This is a genomic window from Rhizobacter sp. P3_C12 (genome assembly GCF_056402735.1).
The window spans coordinates 21,495-42,020 of the sequence record NZ_JBFUGW010000019.1 but is presented as its reverse complement, the minus strand read 5'-3'; the positions used below and the strand labels follow the sequence as shown (position 1 = coordinate 42,020).

Annotated in this window: 20 protein-coding genes; 11 read left to right on the top strand and 9 right to left on the bottom strand. The window is 68.4% G+C overall.

All coding sequences use genetic code 11. From position 1 onward, the window contains the following. Window positions 1-208 precede the first annotated feature (208 nt). The 4 genes from flhC to AC1DXV_RS05600 form a co-directional block, all read right to left on the bottom strand. A complete protein-coding gene (gene flhC, locus AC1DXV_RS05615; RefSeq protein ID WP_047510166.1) occupies window positions 209-748 on the bottom strand; it encodes a flagellar transcriptional regulator FlhC in 540 nt (179 codons plus the stop codon). Between the two features lie 51 nt (window positions 749-799). Then, complete coding sequence (gene flhD / locus AC1DXV_RS05610) at window positions 800-1,123, bottom strand: flagellar transcriptional regulator FlhD (protein ID WP_047510164.1); 324 nt, start codon at window positions 1,121-1,123, stop codon at window positions 800-802. 257 nt (window positions 1,124-1,380) lie between these two features. Next, complete coding sequence (locus AC1DXV_RS05605; RefSeq protein ID WP_477932803.1) at window positions 1,381-2,889, bottom strand: class I SAM-dependent methyltransferase; 1,509 nt, start codon at window positions 2,887-2,889, stop codon at window positions 1,381-1,383. Next, window positions 2,886-4,862, bottom strand: coding sequence for an O-linked N-acetylglucosamine transferase, SPINDLY family protein (locus AC1DXV_RS05600; RefSeq protein ID WP_477932801.1), 1,977 nt, complete (start codon window positions 4,860-4,862; stop codon window positions 2,886-2,888). The genes AC1DXV_RS05605 and AC1DXV_RS05600 overlap by 4 nt, the downstream gene beginning before the upstream one ends. Before the next feature lie 444 nt (window positions 4,863-5,306). Between AC1DXV_RS05600 and AC1DXV_RS05595 the strand changes: the two genes are divergently transcribed. The 9 genes from AC1DXV_RS05595 (at window position 5,307) to AC1DXV_RS05555 (ending at window position 14,435) form a co-directional block, all read left to right on the top strand. Next, complete coding sequence (locus AC1DXV_RS05595; RefSeq protein ID WP_477872741.1) at window positions 5,307-6,146, top strand: flagellin domain-containing protein; 840 nt, start codon at window positions 5,307-5,309, stop codon at window positions 6,144-6,146. Window positions 6,147-6,467: 321 nt separating this feature from the next. Continuing rightward, on the top strand, window positions 6,468-7,313 hold the full coding sequence (locus AC1DXV_RS05590; RefSeq protein WP_477932799.1) for a flagellin N-terminal helical domain-containing protein: 846 nt from the start codon (window positions 6,468-6,470) through the stop codon (window positions 7,311-7,313). Window positions 7,314-7,489: 176 nt separating this feature from the next. Next, complete coding sequence (gene fliD, locus AC1DXV_RS05585; protein ID WP_477932797.1) at window positions 7,490-8,905, top strand: flagellar filament capping protein FliD; 1,416 nt, start codon at window positions 7,490-7,492, stop codon at window positions 8,903-8,905. Between the two features lie 248 nt (window positions 8,906-9,153). Further along, a complete protein-coding gene (gene fliS / locus AC1DXV_RS05580) occupies window positions 9,154-9,573 on the top strand; it encodes a flagellar export chaperone FliS (RefSeq protein WP_477869794.1) in 420 nt (139 codons plus the stop codon). A 65-nt stretch (window positions 9,574-9,638) separates the two neighbouring features. Beyond that, window positions 9,639-9,938, top strand: coding sequence for a flagellar protein FliT (locus AC1DXV_RS05575; RefSeq protein ID WP_047510193.1), 300 nt, complete (start codon window positions 9,639-9,641; stop codon window positions 9,936-9,938). A 65-nt stretch (window positions 9,939-10,003) separates the two neighbouring features. Beyond that, complete coding sequence (locus tag AC1DXV_RS05570) at window positions 10,004-10,753, top strand: flagellar brake protein (protein WP_477932805.1); 750 nt, start codon at window positions 10,004-10,006, stop codon at window positions 10,751-10,753. Window positions 10,754-10,817: 64 nt separating this feature from the next. Beyond that, window positions 10,818-11,672 (top strand): alpha/beta fold hydrolase, encoded by an 855-nt coding sequence (locus AC1DXV_RS05565; protein ID WP_477869796.1) that lies wholly within the window; start codon window positions 10,818-10,820, stop codon window positions 11,670-11,672. 28 nt (window positions 11,673-11,700) lie between these two features. Continuing rightward, on the top strand, window positions 11,701-12,432 hold the full coding sequence (locus AC1DXV_RS05560) for an alanyl-tRNA editing protein (protein WP_477932795.1): 732 nt from the start codon (window positions 11,701-11,703) through the stop codon (window positions 12,430-12,432). Further along, on the top strand, window positions 12,429-14,435 hold the full coding sequence (locus AC1DXV_RS05555) for a hybrid sensor histidine kinase/response regulator (RefSeq protein WP_477932793.1): 2,007 nt from the start codon (window positions 12,429-12,431) through the stop codon (window positions 14,433-14,435). The genes AC1DXV_RS05560 and AC1DXV_RS05555 overlap by 4 nt, the downstream gene beginning before the upstream one ends. A 99-nt stretch (window positions 14,436-14,534) precedes the next feature. On the opposite strand, the gene AC1DXV_RS05550 is transcribed toward AC1DXV_RS05555, so the two are convergent. From AC1DXV_RS05550 to AC1DXV_RS05535, 4 genes are read right to left on the bottom strand one after another with little or no spacing between them, the layout of a single operon-like run. Beyond that, window positions 14,535-14,804, bottom strand: coding sequence for a DUF2277 domain-containing protein (locus tag AC1DXV_RS05550; protein ID WP_477870180.1), 270 nt, complete (start codon window positions 14,802-14,804; stop codon window positions 14,535-14,537). Between the two features lie 12 nt (window positions 14,805-14,816). After that, window positions 14,817-15,083, bottom strand: a complete 267-nt coding sequence (locus AC1DXV_RS05545; protein WP_477870178.1) for a hypothetical protein — start codon at window positions 15,081-15,083, stop codon at window positions 14,817-14,819. Between the two features lie 30 nt (window positions 15,084-15,113). Continuing rightward, entirely contained in the window at window positions 15,114-15,548 is a 435-nt protein-coding gene (locus tag AC1DXV_RS05540; RefSeq protein WP_477870176.1) for a GNAT family N-acetyltransferase, read from the bottom strand. Window positions 15,549-15,577: 29 nt separating this feature from the next. Further along, window positions 15,578-15,958 (bottom strand): nuclear transport factor 2 family protein, encoded by a 381-nt coding sequence (locus tag AC1DXV_RS05535; protein WP_477870174.1) that lies wholly within the window; start codon window positions 15,956-15,958, stop codon window positions 15,578-15,580. A gap of 150 nt (window positions 15,959-16,108) precedes the next feature. Here AC1DXV_RS05535 and AC1DXV_RS05530 point away from each other — a divergent pair, with 150 nt between their 5' ends. Next, window positions 16,109-17,389 (top strand): ATP citrate lyase citrate-binding domain-containing protein, encoded by a 1,281-nt coding sequence (locus AC1DXV_RS05530; RefSeq protein ID WP_477870172.1) that lies wholly within the window; start codon window positions 16,109-16,111, stop codon window positions 17,387-17,389. A 25-nt stretch (window positions 17,390-17,414) separates the two neighbouring features. Beyond that, window positions 17,415-20,129 (top strand): CoA-binding protein, encoded by a 2,715-nt coding sequence (locus AC1DXV_RS05525; RefSeq protein ID WP_477932791.1) that lies wholly within the window; start codon window positions 17,415-17,417, stop codon window positions 20,127-20,129. Window positions 20,130-20,148: 19 nt separating this feature from the next. On the opposite strand, the gene AC1DXV_RS05520 is transcribed toward AC1DXV_RS05525, so the two are convergent. Continuing rightward, a complete protein-coding gene (locus AC1DXV_RS05520; RefSeq protein ID WP_477873042.1) occupies window positions 20,149-20,520 on the bottom strand; it encodes a VOC family protein in 372 nt (123 codons plus the stop codon). Window positions 20,521-20,526 lie beyond the last annotated feature (6 nt).

Below are 20,526 nucleotides of genomic sequence, written 5' to 3'. Positions count from 1 at the left end.
AGCAAGCACAGCGCAGCGTCCGGGGCGAGACCCGGCAGCAGCCTCACGCAGTGAGAAAGAAAAACGGACCCCGAGAGGTCCGTTGAAAGCACTTTTCAGCGCCAGGAGGAGATCAAGAAAACAAAAGTCGCTAACTCACACTACCCAGGGAAGAACAGAAATCGTTGAGAGGTTGTCGGCCATCCCGCGGCCGACTTGAGCGCACGGCTCAATGCATCTGGATGCCACCCGAGGCCTTGCCCTTGCCGGCACGGGCCGGCGGGTTGCACAGGCCGCACACGTAGTGCTTGGAGATCTCGTGCGGGTGGCTGACGAAATGGCCGCCGCACTTCGAGCACTTGGTCATCGTCAACATGCCGTTGTCGACGAACTTCACCAGGCGCCAGGCGCGGGTCACCGAGAGCAGCGCTTCCAGGCCCTGCGCCTGCGTCTGCTCCGAGTACAGCTGGTAAGCCTTGATGACGGTGTCGATCTCGTCCATCTCGGCCACCTTGTTCAGGTATTCGTGGATGTTCAGGAACAGCGAGGCATGGATGTTCGGCTGCCAGGTCATGAACCAGTCGGTGGAGAAGGGCAGCTGGCCCTTGCTCGGCGACTTGCCGGAGACTTCCTTGTACAAGCGCAGCAGGCGCTCGTAGGACAGGTCGGTTTCAGACTCCAGCACCTGCAGGCGCGCACCCAGGTTGATCAACGTCACGGCGCGTTCGATCTGCTTGGCTTCGGTCAGGATGCTCTTGGTGCGGGTCATGTCTCTCTCCGGAATCTTGTGTGGTTGTGGCAGCTGCGGCGGTCGCGAGGCTCAGGCAGCTTCGTGGTGGCGACCGGCCATCAGGATGCTGGCGTGCAGGCGGCTCGTCGTGTCGTTCGAGGCAGCCTTGCCATGGTTGGTCAGCAGGCCCCACACCAGGTCGTCGTCCATGCGGAAGCGGCACAGCAGCGTGTTGCTGGCAGCCACCTTCATCATCTGCGCCGGCGTCAGCAGACCGATCAGGGAAGCGCTCTCGTCGCTGATGCCCAGGCGGTACAGCGCTTGCTCGCGGTCGCTGCGGATCAGGCTCTGGGCCAGCATCAGGTACGACAGGTTGGCTTCACGGATTTCGGTCAGGATTTGGTCGGCGTTCATGTCTCGTTCCTTGGTGTGTGTTGCGGGTTACTTGCTACTTGTCTCAACGTGGAACGAATTGTGAAGACGCAAGATGGACCCAAACATCAGGTCAGTTCTGTCGCTTGAGTCCAGCTTCTTCCATGCCCCCTGTCAGGCAAATTCCTACACGGCTGCCGGGGAAGCTGAAGCGCGAACGCAAGTGCTTGTCGCAGAACGAAAAAAAGACCGCCTGGGCGGTCTTCTCCGGTAGGTAAAGAGGGTTTTTCAGGCAGGTTTCAGGCCGACAAGGCCGCCAGGTCGGCCGCGTAGGCGTCGGACATGTCGTCCGGCAGCGCGAAATCGGCCCGCATCACCCGGGCGGTGGTGCGCTCGCGCAGCGAGGTCTCCATCTTGGCCAGCACGACGCGCATGAAGGCGGCGCGCTCCTTCGGGCATTCGCGCAGCGCGTCGTCGAGGTAGTGGAACTGCGCCAGCTGGAAGCGGTGCTCGAACCAGCCGAGGTACCAGAACCAGTCGGTGTAGTAGAGCCACGATTTCTCGTTCAGCGCGCGCAGGTGGGTCGGGTCCTGCCAGGCGGTCGCCGCGTGCTCGTACGGCACCTCGATGATGAACTGGCCGCCGGTCTTCAGCAGCGCGAGGCAGTTGCCCATCAGCGTCGGCAGGTCGGGCACGTGCTCGAGCACGTTGTTCGCGAAGATCATGTCGACGCTGTCCTCGGCCAGCAGCATGTCGCCGCCGTACGACGAGCTTGCCCGGTGCGGCCACTGCACCGGCTGGCCGAGGTCGAGCACCAGGTCGGGCTGGGCGCGCTCGAGGATGTCGATGTTGAACCAGCCGGGCTTGTAGTCCTTGCCCGAACCGAGGTTGATGCGGGTCGGCCGCCATGGCTCCTGCGGCCGGCGCTCCTGGTGCACGCGGGCATAGCCCACGGCGAACGCCATGATGTCGGCATAGGCCTCGATCGGGTCGCTGGCCTCGAAGCGCTGCAGCTGCGCGCGCGCCTGCTCGAAGAACGCCGGCGTGCCGAGCTGCCGGCCGAACACCTCGTCGAGGCTGGTTTCGTCGAACCAGCTGACGCAATCCTCGAAGGCCTCGTGCGGGCGGGTCTGCGGCCGGCGCTCGGACAGCACCGGCRTGCCCAGCGACAGGCAGTGCGACACGCGCGCCTGCTCGAAGCGGCTGGTCGGGTAGAAGTGCAGGTTCACGACCGCCTTGGCCTGCAGGATCACCTCGTCGCGCTCCGGGCCGTACAGCGGGTGGTCGAACTTCGCGACGCGCCGGCCGGTGGCCTCGATGCGCTGGAGCATCTCGAGCCGGCGCGGGTTCATGCTGCCGATGAACAGCAGGTCGATCGGGCGCGCTTCCAGCGGCACGGACTGCGCCGGCTTCAGGTAGGGCGCGAACAGCAGCGGGAACACCGGCACGTCGGCGGCATGGCTCGTGTACGCGGCGATGTTGTCGGCGTCGTACTCGACGACCGCCGAGCCGGCCAGCAGCTTCAGGTAGTCGTCGCTGACCGGCGCGCCGCCGCGGCCGAGCTGCTCGAGGTTCACGAACACGCAGGTGTGGCGCTCGCGCAGCGCGGCGTCGAAACCGAGGTGGGCGCCGAACACGAAGTTCACCGCGTCATGGCGCAGCCGGTTCTTCGCGAGGCTCACCTCGGCGCCCATGCGGCGGAACTGGTGGCGGAAGTAGCGCGCCTGGTCGAGGAAGCCGAGYGAATGCACGTAGCCCGCGGGCTGGACGATGCACAGGTGGATGGCGGGCAGCTCGATCGTGCTCATGCGCAGGCTCCTTCGGCGTGTTCGGGGGCGAGGACGATGTGGTCGGGCGGCAGGCCCTGCGACCAGCGTCCGGCCATCGCCCACAGCAGGCGGCCGAAGTCGCGCGTCCAGGTGTCGCTGTCGAACAGCGGCGCGGTGTCGCGGGCGACGATCAGATGGTCGCGCAGCGCCTGGCGCGCCGAAGCGTCACCGGCGAGCTCGACGATGCGGGCCTCGTAGTCGGCCAGCGTGTTGCAGGACAGCTGAGGCAGGCCGACGGCATCCAGCAGGCTGGCCGCGACGCGCGATGCGAAGGACTGGCCGGTGTAGGTGACGACCGGCACGCCGGCCCACAGCGCATCGCTGGCCGTGGTGTGGCCGTTGCAGGGCCAGGCGTCGATGTACAGGTCGGCGAGCGGCAGGCGGCTCAGGTGCTCGCGCAGGCCGACCTTCGGGCCGAACACCAGGCGCTCGGTATCGATGCCGCGTGCCTTGGCCTCGGCACGCAGCAGGGCCGGCGCATGCTCGTTCCATTGCAGCAGCCACAGCACCGAGTTCGGGATGCGGTGCAGCAGCCGGCACCAGACGTCGAACACCTCGGGAGACAGCTTGAACGGCTGGTTGAAGCCGCACAGCACCAGCGCGTCTTCCGGCAAACCGACCTGGGCCCGGGTGCAGGGGCCGGGCAGCGGGCGCTGGCGGTCGTTCGGCTGGTAGCAGCCGGGCATCAGCGCGAGCTTCTCGCTGTAGTGCGCGGCATGGTCGAGCGGCGAGACGATGGCGTCGCCGATGAAGTAGTCGATTGCGTCGGACCCGGTGCTGCCCGGAAAGCCGAGGAAGCTCACCTGCACCGGCGCCGGCCGGTGGCCGAAGATCTTCAGCCGGCCGTCGCGGGTGTGGCCCTTCAGGTCGACCAGCACATCGATCTGGTCGCTGCGGATCTGCTGCGCCACTTCCAGCTCGCCGCGCTTGCTCACGTCGTCGAAGCGGTCGGCCGCGCGGCGCAGCCGCTGGCGCATCTCGCTGCCGTCTTCGGGGCCGTGCGAATAGAGCGTGACGTCGAAGCGGCTGCGGTCGAGCTTCTCGAACACCTCGGCCATCAGGAGCGCGGTGGCGTGGTGATGGAAGTCGGCCGAGACGAAGCCGACGCGCAGCCGCGTGGGCAGCGGGCGAGGCGCGACCGGTGCGAACGGCTTGATCCCGCGCATGTGGAAGCGCCAGCACGAGCGGGCGATGCGCAGCTGCACCTGGGGGTCGGCGGTCAGCGTGGTCTGCGCGAACACGGCGGCCCAGCGGTCGGCATCGGCCGGCAGCGCGGCGGCCATGCGCTCCAGCGCCGCCAGGTCCTCGCGGGCATGGTCCCAGCGGCACAGCTCGCGTTCGATGAAGGTCAGCACGCTTTGCGCGGCCAGGTCGCCCGGGCCGAGGCCTAGCACGAGCGAGGTGCGCAGGCATTCGGTGGCTTCGGCCTTCATGCCCAGCGCATTGAAGGCCAGGCCGAGCCGGAAGTGCGACAGCGCGTGGTCGATGTTGCGCGCCAGTGCATCGAACAAGGCGGTGATCGCGGCCTGGTGCTGGTTCGCGTTGAAGAGCGCCATGCCGAGGGTCTGGTGGTACTCGGTGCTGCGCGGCACGTGCGCGGGCTGTTGCTGCAGGCAGGTGGCCGCCTCGGCGTAGCGGTGCTGCGCGTGCAGGCATTCGGCGGCGATGATGCGGGCCACCGGATCGTCCGGTTGCAGCTTGAGGGCGGCCGAGGCCGACTGCAATGCCTTCTCGTGCGCGCCGTTCTTCATCTGTGCGCGTGCCAGGTTCACCAGGTAGAGGTTGTCCTGCGGCTCGCGCTCGGTGGCGCGCAGGAAGGCGCTCTCGGCGCTGCGCCAGTCGCCGGCCTTCGCATGCCCGATGCCTTCCTCCCAATCCTGCTTCGCGCTGCGCAGGTAGGGTGCAATCGTGGCGGCGCGCGGCTTCGAGGGCTTGTGTGGCTTGGTGTGCATCGTGCTGGCGCGCCTGGGCACGCCCCGTGGAAGGGTGCTGAAATTCTAGGAAACCACCCCGTGCCGGTCTCGCGGAGATGCACCGCAGACGCCTGCCAATTCAGCGCTTCCCGGGCTGCGAGAAACATCTCGAAACGTCCGTGCGGACCCTCAAGTTTCCGGCCCAAGTGCAGATAGAAGCCGGGTTCTCCTCCCTCTGTTCAACGGATCCCTCCGAAATTTTCGTGACCGGGTCTCAAGTCCGGAAAGTGGCGGTCCGATAAAGCCTCCAACGGCGACGCAACAACGGCGCCGGGGTCCGGCAGACCAGTGAGGCCGGGCGCAGCAAGCCGCACAGGACGTGCGGTCGTTTAGGCAGAGAGGATCACGGTAGAGACACCAATCTGCCGAGGCAATGCCGGCGCTCATGCCGGGTCTCGTTTCAACCGTTATGGAGTATTTCAAATGAGCATGTCAGTCAACACCAACGTCACGTCGCTGAACGCACAACGCAATCTGTCGACCACCCAGAATGCCCTGTCGACCTCGATGCAGCGCCTGTCTTCCGGCCTGCGCGTCAACAGCGCCAAGGACGACGCCGCCGGCCTGGCGATCTCGGAGCGCATGGGCGCCCAGGTCCGCGGCATGAACGTCGCGATCCGCAATGCCAACGACGGCATCTCGCTGGCGCAGACCGCTGAAGGCGCGCTGGGCAAGGTCGGCGATTCGCTGCAACGCATGCGTGAACTCGCCGTTCAAGCCCGCAACGGCACCAACGGCACCAGCGACAAGGATTCGCTGGACAAGGAATTCCAGCAACTCGGCGCGGAAATCAGCCGCGTGCTCGGTGGCACGACCTTCAACGGCATCAACATCATCGGCTCCGACGCCGGCGCGAAAGAGTTCCAGATCGGTGCCAACACGACCACCAACGACTCGATCACGGTGACCACCACCGACATGTCGCAAGCCGCCAGCATCACCGACGTGACCAGCGAGAAGATCGACAGCACGCAAGACGCGGCTGCCCTGAAGGACGTGATCGACAAGATCGACGGCGCGATCGACTCGATCAACAGCGAGCGCGCCATGTACGGTGCGGTGCAGAACCGCTTCGACTCGGTGATCTCCAACCTGCAGACCTCGGTGGAGAACCAGTCGGCCGCCAAGAGCCGCATCACGGATGCCGACTTCGCGTCTGAAACGTCGAACCTGTCGCGTGCCCAGATCCTGCAGCAGGCCGGCACGGCGATGGTGGCGCAAGCCAACCAACTGCCGCAGCAAGTGCTGTCGCTGCTGAAGTAAGCCGCCAGGCTCGCTTCTACAAGGCCCCGCCCGGGAAACCGGGCGGGGCCTTCTCGTTTGGCGGATGAAAAGACGGGTCGAACCGGCTCATTTCCCGGTTTAACCCCACTCCAGTTCTCGGAACAATCACTTCCACAGGTTCCTCGCCCGGGATCTGCGGTCCGGATCCACTGAAGGATGCTGACGGGGCGGTGTGCAACAGCACACCTTTCATGTCGGTGGCCAACGGTGATTCGCGCCGGGTCTGACGCAGGGCATCACACCCCTGCGGCAAGCGCCGGCGCATTTCGCCGGGAGTCATTGATTCTTGAGGAGTGCTTCATGCCACAAACCATCAACACGAACATCGTTTCGCTGAACGCGCAACGAAACCTGAATTCTTCCCAGTCCGCGCTGGCCGTCTCGATGCAGCGCCTGTCGTCCGGCCTGCGCGTCAATTCCGCGAAGGACGACGCCGCCGGCCTCGCGATCGCCGAACGGATGAACGCGCAAGTGCGCGGCATGAACGTCGCGATCCGCAACGCCAACGACGGCATCTCGATGGCGCAGACCGCTGAAGGTGCGCTGTCCAAGGTGGGCGATGCGCTGCRACGCATGCGCGAACTGTCGGTGCAGGCCCGCAACTCGACCAACAGCAACAGCGACAAGGATTCGCTGAACAAGGAATTCAAGCAGCTGTCGGCCGAAATCGGCCGTGTCCTCAACGGGACCACGTTCAACGGCCAGCCGATCCTCGCGTCGACCGGCACGCAGACCTTCCAGGTCGGCGCCAACACGACCGTCAACGACACCATCGACATCACCACCGTCAACCTGACCGTCGACGCCTCGATCACCGCGGTGACCGACGCGCTGGTCGTGATCGATAGCACGGCCGACGCGACTGCCATCGCGACGGTGATGAATTCCATCGACGGCGCGCTGGACCTGATCAACGACACCCGCGCCACCTACGGTGCCAGCCAGTCCCGCTTCGATTCGGTGATCGCCAACCTGCAGACGGCGGTGGAAAACCAGTCGGCCGCCCGCAGCCGCATCATGGACGCCGACTTCGCGGCTGAAACCGCCGCGCTGAGCCGTGCGCAGATCCTGCAACAGGCCGGCAACGCGATGGTGGCCCAGGCCAACCAGCTGCCGCAGCAGGTGCTGCAGCTGCTGAAGGGCTGATGAACGACGAGCGGGGCGTGGTGCGTGAAAAAAGTCGCACCCGAGGACTCAAGTTGCCGGCTGTGACTCCGATACACGCGATATCGGATTCCCCTTGGGGGGAGCCTTCCTTCTTTTAGGACAGTGGCAGCGAGGCTTCCTCTGCTTGCCGTCCACTCTTCCGAAAGGTCACGGTCATGGCATCAGTTACATCAGCGGGGATCGGCAGCGGCCTCGACGTCGAATCGATCATCACGAAGTTGATGACGGTCGAAAAGCTGCCCGTCACGCAACTGCAGACCGAAGCGTCGAAGATCCAGACCAAGATCTCCGCTTACGGCTCCATTCAATCGTCGGTGTCGGCCTTCCGCGACGCCGCGCTCGCGTTGACCCGCTCCGGCACCTGGGGTGCGACGTCTGCGACCTCGGCCGACACATCGGCCGTTTCCGTGTCCGGCGGCTCCAGCGCCTCGGCCGGCAACTACGCGGTCAGCGTGCAGAGCCTGGCGGCCTCGCAGTCGGTGGCAAGCACCAGCTTCACATCCAGCAGCGCGGTCGTCGGCGAAGGCTCGCTGACCATCGACACCGGCAGCTGGGACATCGGCGAGCCGGGCTTCAAGGCTCGCGCGACCATCAGCTCGATGAACATCGCGATCAGCGCGACCGACACGCTGGCCGACGTGCGCGACAAGATCAATGCGGCGGGTGGCGGCGTCTCGGCCTCCATCGTCACCGACTCGAGCGGTGCGCGGCTGGTGCTGTCGTCGAAGTCCACCGGGGCCGAGAACGGCTTCCGCGTGACGGCCAGCGGCGCCGGCCCGTCGGCCTTCGCGTACGACGCGACCGACGGCAGCGCCGCGATGACGCGCACCCAGACCGCCGTCGATGCGAAGGCGAAGATCAACGGGCTGGACATCACCTCGGCGAGCAACACGCTGAACGACGTGGTGCAGGGCCTGACGATGAACCTGCAGAAGGTCACCACCGGTGACGTGCAGGTCAGCGTCGCGCAGGACAACACCTCGATCAAGAGCGCGATCACGAGCTTCACGGCCGCCTACAACGGCCTCGCATCGCTGCTGAAGACGCAGACCAAGTACGACGATGCGACCAAGACGGCCGGCACGCTGCAGGGCGACAGCACCGCGGTGTCGCTGCAGCGCCAGCTGCGCTCGATGCTGACGGGCACCGGCTCGGCCTCGAGCGCGTTCCCGACACTGTCCTCGATCGGCCTGGAGATCCAGACCGACGGCACGCTGAAGGTCAGCGACACCAAGCTGACCAGCGCCCTGGGCAACCTGAGCGAGATGAAGAAGGCGTTCGCCAACAGCGACACGACCGACTCGGCCAACGACGGCTTCGCGCAGAAGCTGCGCGCGCTGGGCGACCAGGTGCTGGGCACCGACGGCACGCTGGCCGCCCGCACCACCGGGCTGAACAGCACGCTGAAGGACAACCAGGAACGGCAGGACGACATCACCGACCGGATGACGAACACCGAGAAGCGCCTGCGCGCCCAGTACACCGCGCTCGACACGAAGATGGCGGGGCTGAACACGCTCAGCACCTACATCACGCAGCAGATCGCGAACTGGAACAAGTCCACCGGCTAGTTGACGGCCCCCACGTCGCTTCGCTCCTGCCCCCCGAGGGGGCACCTCGCCGCAGGCCCGGCAAAGCCGGTTCCTGGGCGAGTTGCTTGGGGTGCTTCGCTGCGCTCGCGTGAAGCCTTTCTGCCAGCTGCAACTTCTCCTCACACTTGAGGGCGAAATGGACCCTGTTTCACCCCACTTGTGCGGCCTAAAGGCCGCGCGGGGCGGGCCGATAAACAGTGCATCCAGTCACGCACAAGGCCAAGAACATGTTCGGTTCCGACTACTCCGCATCGCCCTTCGGCGGCCGCAGCAATGCCTACCAGGCAGTGCAGGTCGGCACCGGGGTCGACGGCGCATCGCCGCACCAGCTGATCGCCATGCTGTTCGACGGGCTGATCGATTGCATCGCCCAGGCGCGCGGCGCCATCCGCAACAAGAAGATCGAGGAGAAGGGCCGCGCCATCAGCCGCGCGGTGCGCATCGTCGATGAAGGCCTGAAGGCCGGCCTGAACCTGAAGGAGGGTGGCGCGCTCGCCGCCCAGCTGAACGACCTGTACGCCTACATGGCCCTGCGCCTGACGCAAGCCAACCTGCACAGCGACGAGGCCGCCCTCGACGAATGCGTGCAACTGATCGAGCCCCTGCGCAGTGCCTGGGCCGAGATCGACATCAAGACCGCCGCCTGAAGCGCCGAGCCCACACCATGAAGCCCTACCAGATCGACCGGTCGCACGACAACGGAGACCACCCCATGAACAAGGCCCTGCTGAACTACTACGAAGCCATCGAGCGCGCCAGCCAGGACATGCTCGAAGCTGCCCGCGTCGGCAACTGGGACCACGTGGTCAAGCTCGAAGGCGCCTGCGCCGTGCTGATCTCGCAGCTCAAGCACGCCGCCGCGCAGCGCCCGCTGGATTCCGAGGAAGCCCAGTTGAAATCGCGCATCATGCAGCGCATCCTGGTCAATGATGCCGAGATCCGCCACCTGGCCGAGCCGTGGCTGGAAGACCTGGACGCGATCCTCGCCGGCAAGCCGAAGACCGTTCACTGAGCCGTTCACTGACGTTCACTGATCGCGGCGGACCGTCCCGCCGACCGGAGCCGAACTTGGACACGATGCCGATGCCGCTGGACGCGCTGTCCGCCACCCATGGCGGGCTGGACGATTTCCGCCTCTCCGCCGTGCCCGAGGTGCTGGCGATGCTCAAGCGGCTGCAKGACGGCAACGTGATCGTCCACCTGAACGGCAGCGACGGTGCCAACTACACCACCACGCTGTGGTCGATCGACCCGGTGCGCGGCCTGATCAGCTTCAGTGCCGAAGGCGAGAACAACCAGGTGCAGGCGCTGGTCGAGTCGGCGGATGCCGTCGCGGTCGCCTACCTGGACAGCATCAAGCTGCAGTTCGACGCGGTCGGGCTGGTGATGGTGCACAACGGCCGCAACGCGGTGCTGAACTGCGCGATGCCGCGCGAGCTGTTCCGTTTCCAGCGCCGCAGCGGCTTCCGCGTGCGGCCGCTGCTGCGCAGCACGCCGATGGCGCGGGTGCGCCACCCGGCCATCCACGAGATGCCGCTTGCGCTGCGCGTGCTCGACGTGAGCATCGGCGGCTGCGCGCTGTTCCTGCCCGACGACGTGCCGCCGCTGCCGCCCGGCGTGGTGCTCAACGGCGTGCAGATGGACCTCGACGTCGACACGCGCATCCACGTCGCGCTGCGCCTGCAGCACGTGACCTCGATCAACCCCGATTCGCGCGGCGTGCGCCTGGGCTGCGAGATCGTCAACCCGACCAGCGACGTGTCGCGCGCCCTGCAGCGCTACATCGACCAGACCCAGAAACGACAACGCCTGCTGGCCGGAGGCTAGCCTTCCTTCGCCTGGGGCCGGGCATGGCAAGATCGCCCCCTGGTTGAACAACGAAGGCCAGCGCGTGCGCATTCAGATCGAGCCCGGTGTGAGGCTGTTCGTGGACGTCGAAGGCCCCGGCCTCGTCCCCGACGGCAACGGTGTGCGGGAAAAGCCCAACCTCGTGCTGCTGCACGGTGGCCCGGGTTTCGACCACGTCGCCTTCAAGCCCCTGTTCTCCCGCCTGGCCGACCTGGCCCAGATCGTCTACTACGACCACCGCGGCCACGGCATGAGCGACCGCCGCCCGCCGTCGGAGTGGACGCTGGACACCTGGGCCGACGACGTGGTGCGGCTGTGCGATGCGCTCGGCATCGCGCGCCCGATCGTGCTCGGCCAGTCGTTCGGCGGCTTCGTCGCGCAGCGCTACATCGCGCGCCACCCGGGGCATGCGGCCAAGGTGATCCTGTCGAGCACCGCCGGCAGCATGGCGATGCCGCGCAAGCTGGCGATGTTCGAGCAGCTCGGCGGCCGCGAGGCGCGCGACGTGGCCGAGCGCTTCTGGGCCGACCCGAGCGACGAGAACAACGCCGTCTACCAGCGCGTTTGCAAACCGCTGTACAACCCGAGCCTGGTCGGCCGCGTCGAGAGCGCGCCCTGGCGCTTCACCGCCCCCGAGATCCTGCAGGCCTTCATCCGCGGCGAGCAACGTCAGATGAACCTGCTGCCCGGGCTGGCCGCCGCGCAATGCCCGGTGCTGGTGCTGGCCGGCGAACTCGACCCGGTGTGCCCGCTCGAAGACGCGCAGGACATCGCCGCGGCGCTGCCTGCGCGCTGGCGGCAGTTCCATTCGTTCCCCGGCATCGGCCACGGCGCCTGGCGCGAGAAGCCGAACGAGGCCTTCGACGTGCTGCGCCGCTTCATCACCGACCCCGCTTGATGCCACGACCACGGCCAGGATGCATGCGATGACCACCGAAGAACTGTTCCGCGAAGACGCTGCGCTCGACGACTGCGAGGCGCGCATCATCGCGCTCGGCGAGACCGGCGTGCAACTCGACCGCACCGTGTTCTACCCGCTCGGCGGCGGGCAGGCCGGCGACCGCGGCGAGCTGCGGCTGGCCGACGGCCGCGTGCTGCAGATCGCCGACACGCGCAAGGGCGCGGCACCGGGCGAGATCGTCCATGTGCCGGCGCCCGGGCAGGAGGCGCTGCTCGCCACCCTTGCGCCCGGCCAGCCGGTGACGGCCTGCATCGACCGGGCGCGCCGCGAGCGCCACATGCGCTTCCACACGGCCACCCACCTGCTGTGCGCGCTGGTGCCGCACCCGGTCGACGGGTGCTCGATCACCGCCGAGTCGGCCCGGCTCGATTTCCACATGACCGACCCGCTCGACAAGGAGGCGCTGACCGCCGGCCTCGCCCGCCTGGTGGCCGGCGCGCACCCGGTGCGCCACCGCTGGATCAGCGAGGCCGAGCTGGACGCCAACCCCGGCCTGGTGCGCAGCATGAGCGTGCAGCCGCCGCGCGGCCTGGGCCGGGTGCGGGTGCTGGAGATCGAAGGCGTCGACCTGCAGCCCTGCGGCGGCACGCATGTCGCGAACACCGCCGACATCGGGGCGGTGGTGGTCACGAAGATCGAGAAGAAGTCGGCGCAGACGCGGCGCGTGGTCTTGGGATTCGCGGCGCCGGCGGCATGAGCGGGAACGGCGACGTCGGCCACGACCAGCGGGAGCTGCGCTGGTCGACGACGCGCTGGGGGGCGGAGCCGCCTTCGCTGCCGATGCTCGACCCGGTGCTGATGGGCGTGCTGCTGGAGCACATCAACACCCGCGTCGCGGTGGTCGGCCGCGACGGGCGCTACCTGTACGCCAACCTCGAAGCCCTGCGCTTCATGGGCCTGCCGCCCGAGCGCGTGATCGGCCACCACATGTCCGAGGTGCTCGACGACGGCGTCTACCGCAACTTCGTGCCGATCTTCGAGCGGCTGTTCGCCGGCGAGTCGCTGCACCTGCAGGGCTGGGTGCACTACCAGCAGCAGGGCCGCCGCTACCGAGAGCAGGTGCTGGTGCCGTACACGCCCGGCGGCGGGCCGGTGCAGGCGGTGGTGGTCTGCGGGCTCGACCACACCGACCTGCGCCAGGGCGAAGAGGAGCTCGCGCTGCGCCAGGAGCAGCTGCGCGCCAGCGAGGCGCTGAAGTCGGCGATCGTCGACCACGCGCTCGCCGCGCTGATCTCCACCGACGCCGAGGGCCGCATCGTCGAGTTCAACCCGTCGGCCGAGGCGATCTTCGGACGCCGGCGCGCCGACGTGGTCGGGCTGCCGGTCAGCGAGGTGATCGTGCCCGAGCGCCACCGCGCGGCGCACGAGGCGGGCCTGCGCCGCATGCAGGCGGGCGGGCCGCCGCACGTGCTCGGCAAGCGCATGGAGCTGCACGCGCTGCGCGCCGACGGCAGCGAGTTCCCGATCGAGATGGTGCTGTGGCGCAGCGATGTCGGCGGCACCGCGTTCTACACCGCGTCGATCGCCGACGTGTCCGAGCGCCACGACGCCGCGCGCGAGATCGAGCGCCAGCGCGAGGCGCTGCGCCAGGGCGAGCGGCTCACCKCGATGGGCAGCCTGCTGGCCGGCGTCGCGCACGAGCTGAACAACCCGCTCGCGATCGTGATGGGGCGCGCCACGCTGCTCGAGGAGAAATGCGAGGACCGGCCCGACCTGCAGCACGACGTGCAGCGCATCCGCGAGGCCGCCGAGCGCTGCGGGCGCATCGTGCGCACCTTCCTGAACATGGCGCGCAGCCGCCCGTCGCAACGCGGCGTGGTGCTGCTGAACGACCTGGTGCGCGCGTCGGCCGACCTGCTGGGCTACACCTACCGCAGCCACAACGTCGCGCTGCAGCTCGACCTGATGCCGCAGCTGCCGGGCGTGATGGGCGACGGCGACCAGATCTCGCAGATCGTGCTGAACCTGATGGTCAATGCGCAGCAGGCGCTGTCGCTGACGACCGGCGAGCGGCGCATCCACATCAGCACCGGCGTCGAGCAGCGCCGCACCGACCGCGAGCCGCGCGTGTGGCTGCGCGTCGTCGACACCGGCCCGGGCGTGGCGCCCGAGGTGCGCGTGCGGCTGTTCGAGACCTTCTTCACCACCAAGCCGGAGGGGCTGGGCACCGGGCTCGGGCTGTCGGTGTCGCGCTCGGTGGCGCGCGAGCATGGCGGCGACCTGGTGCTCGAGTCGACGGCGCAGGGCGCGTCGTTCCGCCTGAGCCTGCCGCTGAGCGGCGAGGCCGAACCGGTGCCCGAGGAACCGGTGCCGCCGCCCACCGAGGTGCCGGCGCTGGCGCAGGTGCTGGTGGTCGACGACGAGCCCGAGCTGGCCGAGCTGCTGCGCGACATGCTCGAGCGTGCCGGCTATGCGGTGGCGACGGCGCTGTCCGGCGCGGTCGCGCTGGAGCTGCTGGATGCGGCGCGCTTCGATGCGGTGGTGTCCGACCTGCGCATGCCCGACATGGACGGTGCGGCGCTGTGGCGGGCCGCGTCGGCGCGGCAGCCGGAACTGGCGCAGCGCTTCCTGTTCGTCACCGGYGACACGCTGTCGCCCGATGCGAGCGAATTCCTGAAGGCGACGCGCTGCGCGGGGCTGGACAAGCCGTTCTCGAAGCCCGACCTGCTGGCGAAGATGGCGGAGATGCTCCGGTTGTGACCCACCCCCGAGGCGCTGTCGCGCCTCCCCCTCAAGGGGGCGCCGCCGATGGCCCGGCGAAGCCGGATCCATGGCGGCCGCTGGGTCAGGCGCGCCGGATCAATTGCCGAAGCGGGCGGAGTTGCGGGCGCGGGCCTTCGCGGCTTCCACGTCGCGGTCGCGCGGCTCGGCGTTCGTCACCATCGATTCGATCAGCGCGCGCGCCGACGCGGCGACCTCGGCCACCGCGCGCTCGAACGCCGCTTCGTTGGCCTTCGACGGCACCGTGAAGCCGCTGAGCTTGCGCACGAACTGCAGCGAGGCGTCGCGGATCTCCAGCTCGGTGGCCGGCGGCTCGAAGTTGAACAGGGTCTTGATGTTGCGGCACATCGCGAGGACCTCCTAGCGAAGCTTCCAGGCCAGCAGCACGCCGATCGCGGCCGGCACGGCGAAGTTGAGCAGCAGGATCGGCAGCTCCTCGCCGACCGAATATCCCGCACGCGCGACGCCGACCCACATGTTGACGGCGCAGATCAGCAGCCACAGCGCGAGGAAGCCGGCGCCGGCCCAGGTCACCGCGGCCGGGTAGTGGGCGACGAACAGGCGGGCCAGCACCAGCATCGAGCCGAGCAGCAACAGGCCGGCGGTCAGGAACAGGACGGTGCGCATCAGGGCTCCTTGGGTGGGTTGGCGGGAGTCTCATTCGACATCGATGAATCCCTTGCTGAAGGCGGCCACCTCGTCGTCGAAGACGGCCATCGCGGTGCGCATCGGCTTGAAGCCGAACTTGCGGTAGAACGCTTCCTTGCCGGGCACGGCGTAGAGGATGATCTTGCGGTGCCCGGCGCACATCGCCAGCAGCCGCGACATCACCTCGGCACCCACGCCGCGCCCCTGCTGGTCCGGGTGCACGGCAACGTCGCACACATAGGCGCAGTCGGCCCCATCGGACAGCACACGCCCGGCGGCGACCAGCCGGCCATCGGCCTCGCGCGCGAAGCAGCAGAAGCGGCTGTTCGTGAACACCGTCTGCAGCAGCGCGGCCGTCTTCGTGCCCAGCGGTGCGGCGCGGTACAGCGCCTCGAGTTCATCCCAGCCGATGCCGTGCCAGGTGGTGGTCCAGGTCAGTGCCAATCGAATGCTCCGGATTCGTTCACGGCTTCTCAGGGCTGCGCGGGGCGCGGCACGCGTTGCGCCGGATCATAGAAGAAGGTTTCCTCGGCGATGCGCTCGCCCTCCCAGCGCTGCCAGGCGAGCTCTTCCATGTGCGTCGTGCTGCCGTCGAGCCATTCGAAATCGAAGATCCAGCGGATCACGACGTGGTCGCCATTCACCAGCACCGGTCGCACGCACTGCGAGCGCACCGACCGCGCACGCGCCATGACCTTGTGCTCACCCGCCACGTGCGCGTCGCGGCCGATGCGTGGCGGCGACTGGTTCTCCTGCATCGTCGAACGCTCGGTGTAGAACGCCTCGCAGGCCTCGGCGTGCGCATTGCGTTCGACCATCGCGATGAAGCTCTCCAGCGCTTCAGGCAGGGGCATCGTCGTTCTCCAGGGTGGATCGGGAAGGGCGACATTGTGCGTCGAATAGCCCGAATGAACGTCGGATGACAGCGGTTCGACAGGCCGGCTGCGCACCATCGCGGCCACGTTGCGGCACACCCCACAACGACAGCGACAAGGAGACACCCCATGCAGATCACCGGCATGTTCCACGGAGCGCGCCTGTTGCAGTTCGTCGGTTTCCCCGCCACCGAGGTGCTCGGGCCCGGCGCGAGCGAGGAAGAGATCAAGTCGCTGATCGATCGCCATGGGCAGGTGTTCGTGAAACCGATGTTCAAGGGCGGCATCGGCCAGAAGGGCAAGGCCGGGCTGCTCGGGCGGGCGAGCGACCTGCGCGCGGCGCTGGCCGAGAAGGAGCGGCTGTATTTCGCCGAGCATGCGGTGGGAGGGCAGCGCGCCAAGGCCAATGGCGTCACCTTCGAGGCCGGCGTGCCGGCGCGGCACGAGGTCTATTTCTCGATCACCGATTCGACCCGCTTCCGGGCACCGACGATGACGCTGACGCACCGCGGCGGCGTCGACATCGAGGAGGTCGAGCGCCGCGAGATCGCCGTCGTCCCGTTCGACCCGCTGACCGGCCTGAAGGCCTTCGTCGTCGCGAACGCGCTCAGCGAGATCGGCGCGCCGCGCGAGATCATCTCGCCGCTGGTGCAGCAGTTGCCCAAGCTGTGGGACCTGTTCCACGACTTCGGCATGACGACGCTCGAGCTGAACCCGATCCGCCTGCGCGAGGATGCGAAGGGCCGGCTGGTGCCGGTGGCCTGCGATTTCAAGTGCGGCTTCGACCGCGATGATCCGCGCTGGGCGCGGCTCGGCCTGCCGGCGCACCTGTTCACCGCCGACCACTCCGATTTCGAACAAGAGATCAACCAGCTGCGCACGCACCAGGGGCAGAGCGATGTCTACGTCGTCAACGACGGCGGCACCATCCTCGCGCCCACCTTCGGCGGCGGCGCCAATTCGCTGGTGACCGAGATGCTCGGCGACGCGGCCATCATCTCGTCCGACTTCGGCGGCAACCCGCCGTACGAGAAGATGAAAGAGGTCGCGCGCATCTGCTTCCGGCACTGGCTGAAGCAGGCCAACGTGCTGTTCATCATCGGCGGCAAGTCGAACAACACCGACATCCACGAGACGCTGCGCGCGATCGCCGACGCGCTGCGCGAGCACGTCGGGCTGCACGGCGCCACGCCGCTGTACGTCGTGCTCGGACGCGGCGGGCCGAACCTGGTGCGCGGCATGGCGGTGCTGCGCGACACCTGCGACCAGCTCGGGCTGCCGTACCGGATGTTCGGCTTCGATTCCGACATCAGCCAGGTGATCGCCTACGCGAAGCAGGCCGATGCGTGGATGAAGTCCGGCGGGCGCGCGCAGCTCGCGGCCGGGCTGGGCCTGCCGGAGTCGGCATGAGACCCCTCACCAGGAGAGCAACACCATGCAGATGAACCCGCTCCAGAAACAAGGCGTCGGCGATTTCAGGTACTTCGTGGGCACCAGCTCGCTGGCGCAGATCGCGACGCGCGACGACCGCGTCTGCGTGCTCAACATCCTCGGTGCCGAATCGAGCGAGGTGACGCCGATCGGCCATGCCTGGTCGGGCGGCAACGTGGTGTTCGGCACCGCGCCGGGCAAGGGCGGCCAGGCGCTCGCCACCGCGTCCGGCGACATCCCTGTCTACAACAACGTGCGCGACGGCCTGCAGGCCGGGCACCGCTTCAACTGCGGCGTGGTCTACCTGCCGCCGGCGGCCGCGCGCGACGGCGTGGCCGAGCTGATCCGCGTGAACCCGCAGCTGAAGAAGATCTTCATCGTCACCGAGAAGATCCCGGTGCACGATGCGCGCGAGATCCGCGCGATGGGCCAGCAGGCCGGCGTCGACATCTTCGGCGCCAACGGGCTGGGCGTGGCCGACGCCTGGAACCGGGTGCGCATCGGCGGTGCGCTGGGCGGCGATGCGCCGGGCGACACGCTGCGGCCGGGCTCGATCGCGATCTTCTCGAACTCCGGTGGTTTTTCCACCACCATCGCGCAGTACCTGCGCATGAGCGGCTGGGGAACGACCACGGTGGTCTCCAGCGGCAAGGACGTCTACATCCACTACGCCGCGCCCGAGTTCGCGTTCGCGCTGGCCAACGACGCACGCAGCAAGGCCGCGGTGCTGTACTGCGAGCCGGGCGGCACCTACGAGCTCGACGCCCGGTTCACGAAGCCGGTGGTGGCCTGCGTGGTCGGCCGCTGGAAGCGCCGGCTGACGCGCGCGGTGGGCCATGCCGGCGCGATGGCCGGCTGCGAGGACGACGCGCTGGCGAAGGAGCGCTGGTTCCTCGACAAGTTCGGCGTCGACGGCATCTTCACGCCCGAGGAGCCGCGCTTCTCGGCCCGCGGCGCGCTGGTCACCAACATCGCGCACATCCCGGCCGCGCTGCTGGCGGTGATGCGGGCCAACGCGACGCTGCCCGACTTCGAGCCCGAGGGCAGCCTGGTGCTGAAGCCCTGGTTCGCGTCCGACGCCGGRCTGGCGCTGCCGCCGGCGCTCGCGCTGCAGGTGGTGGCGCCGGCCGCGCCGTATGCCGCGCAGGTCGAACAGGTGAACCGGCAGGTGGGCGGCATCGTGCCGCGGCAACCGATGAAGGATGCGTCCGGCGCCTCGCAGATGGATGCGCTTACGCAGCTCAGCAGCCTGCACGGCGTCTCGATGCTGCAGGCGGCGACGCTGGCGTTCGAATCGCTCGTCAAGCTGGCGCTGCTGCACGAGGCCGGCGACGAGAACGACCGGCGGCTCGTCGCGACGGCGATCGCCGCGCACGTCAACCTGCACGGCACGCCGATGCTGGCGGCGGCCCAGGCGGCACGCGAGGCCGGCAACGCGCCGAACGCGGTGCTGGCGGCCGCCGTGGCGATCGTCGGGCCGCGCGGCCAGCAGGGCGCACGCGAGGCCGCCCGGCTGCTGATCGACCGCTTCGCCGCCGCCGGCCTGAAGGATCCGCTGGACGAGCGTTTCGACCTCGGCAAGGTCGACATCCTCGGCTGCGAAGGGCTCGTCACCGGCACGCCGGATGCGCGCGCGCAGGCGCTGCTGGCCGCGCTCGATGCGCGCGGCGCGAAATCCGCGCTGCTGCGCTGGCTGCGTGCGCTGCCGGGCCATCCGACGGCCGATGCCGTGCTCGCGGCTGCGACGACGACGCTCGCCTGGACGCCGCTGATGGCCAAGCGCGTGTCGCGCCTCACGGCCGAGAGCCTGCCGTGGTGGATGGCCTTGTTCGGCACGCTGATCGGCGCCTCGGCGCCGGACACGCGCCACCAGGCCGGGCAGTTCTGCGGCTTCGACGATGCGCAGCTGCTGGGCCGCCGCTCGCTGACCGAGATCGCGTTCGCCGCGTTGATCGGGCTGCCGCCGGTCGACGAGGACCTGTTCGTCTGCCAGACGCTGTTCGGGCTGTTGCTGACGAACGGGCCGGGGGCGATCTCGGCCCAGGGGGCGAAGGGCGCGGTGTCGGCCGACGGGCCGGAGGCCGCTCAGCGCGTGCAGCTGAACAAGGCGCTGATGGGCTTCCTGACGCACACCGGCTACACGCATGGCGGCAACGGCTACGAGGGCATCGCGTTCCTGAACGAGCAGTTCCGCGACACCCGGCTGGCCGACCCGGCCGATCCGGAGCATGGCATCGACCTGGCGGCGCTCGCGTGGCGCACCGCGCAGCGCTATGCGAGCTACAAGGCCGAGCGCCGCAGCATCGGCAGCACCGACATCGCGAAACTGCCGGGCGTGAACCACCCGGTCTTCAAGGACAAACCGGTCAACCACGACCCGCGCGAGGTCTTCATCGCGCAGCTGTTCGAGCAGCGCGGCGAGCACAACGTGTTCCACGCCTACTACCGCGCGCTGGTGCAGGCGCTGTTCGACGCCGGCGTGTCGCGCAACGTCTACTGCGTCAACATCGATGCGGTGATCGCGTCGCTTCTGCTGAAGATGCTGTGGAAGCGGCTGCGGCGCGGCGAGCTGGCCGAGCGCGATCTGGAGACGGCGGCGTTCACGATCTTCCTGATCCCGCGCATGCTGGGCTGCGCCGCCGAGATCGACGACCACCTGAACCGCGGCCGCAACATGGACACGCGCACGCCGGCGTCGAATTGCAGGTTCGTCGCCTGAGCCGCGGCCGCGCGAGGCGCTACGCCTGCGGGCTGTGGCAGACGGCCTCGAAGTTGTGCCCGTCCGGGCCGATCACGAACGCGCCGTAGTAGTTCGGGTGGTAGTGCGGCCGCAGGCCGGGGGCGCCGTTGTCCTTCGCGCCCGCGGCCAGCGCGGCGGCGTGGAAGCGGCGCACCTGTTCGCGGTCCTGCGCCGCGAAGGCGATGTGGATCGGCCCCGGCGGGGCGCCGAACGAGCCGAACCAGAACTGCCCCTTGCCCTCGCGGCCGACCATMGCCCAGCCCTCGGCCTCCTTCGTGATGCCGATGCCCAGCGGTTCCAGTGCGGTGACGAGGAAGCTGCGCATCGCGGTGAAGTCGCTGACGTTGAAGCCGATGTGGTCGAAGGTCATCGTGGT

What these genes read in the sequence shown, in the direction of transcription:
- fliS (WP_477869794.1), top strand. Translation starts at nt 9,154, where the DNA reads ATGTTCGGTTCCGACTACTCCGCATCGCCCTTCGGCGGCCGCAGCAAT.
- AC1DXV_RS05530 (WP_477870172.1), top strand. Translation starts at nt 16,109, where the DNA reads ATGCAGATCACCGGCATGTTCCACGGAGCGCGCCTGTTGCAGTTCGTC.
- flhD (WP_047510164.1), bottom strand. Translation starts at nt 1,123, where the DNA reads ATGAACGCCGACCAAATCCTGACCGAAATCCGTGAAGCCAACCTGTCG.
- AC1DXV_RS05545 (WP_477870178.1), bottom strand. Translation starts at nt 15,083, where the DNA reads ATGCGCACCGTCCTGTTCCTGACCGCCGGCCTGTTGCTGCTCGGCTCG.
- AC1DXV_RS05550 (WP_477870180.1), bottom strand. Translation starts at nt 14,804, where the DNA reads ATGTGCCGCAACATCAAGACCCTGTTCAACTTCGAGCCGCCGGCCACC.
- fliD (WP_477932797.1), top strand. Translation starts at nt 7,490, where the DNA reads ATGGCATCAGTTACATCAGCGGGGATCGGCAGCGGCCTCGACGTCGAA.
- AC1DXV_RS05595 (WP_477872741.1), top strand. Translation starts at nt 5,307, where the DNA reads ATGAGCATGTCAGTCAACACCAACGTCACGTCGCTGAACGCACAACGC.
- AC1DXV_RS05535 (WP_477870174.1), bottom strand. Translation starts at nt 15,958, where the DNA reads ATGCCCCTGCCTGAAGCGCTGGAGAGCTTCATCGCGATGGTCGAACGC.
- AC1DXV_RS05600 (WP_477932801.1), bottom strand. Translation starts at nt 4,862, where the DNA reads ATGCACACCAAGCCACACAAGCCCTCGAAGCCGCGCGCCGCCACGATT.
- AC1DXV_RS05560 (WP_477932795.1), top strand. Translation starts at nt 11,701, where the DNA reads ATGACCACCGAAGAACTGTTCCGCGAAGACGCTGCGCTCGACGACTGC.
- flhC (WP_047510166.1), bottom strand. Translation starts at nt 748, where the DNA reads ATGACCCGCACCAAGAGCATCCTGACCGAAGCCAAGCAGATCGAACGC.
- AC1DXV_RS05575 (WP_047510193.1), top strand. Translation starts at nt 9,639, where the DNA reads ATGAACAAGGCCCTGCTGAACTACTACGAAGCCATCGAGCGCGCCAGC.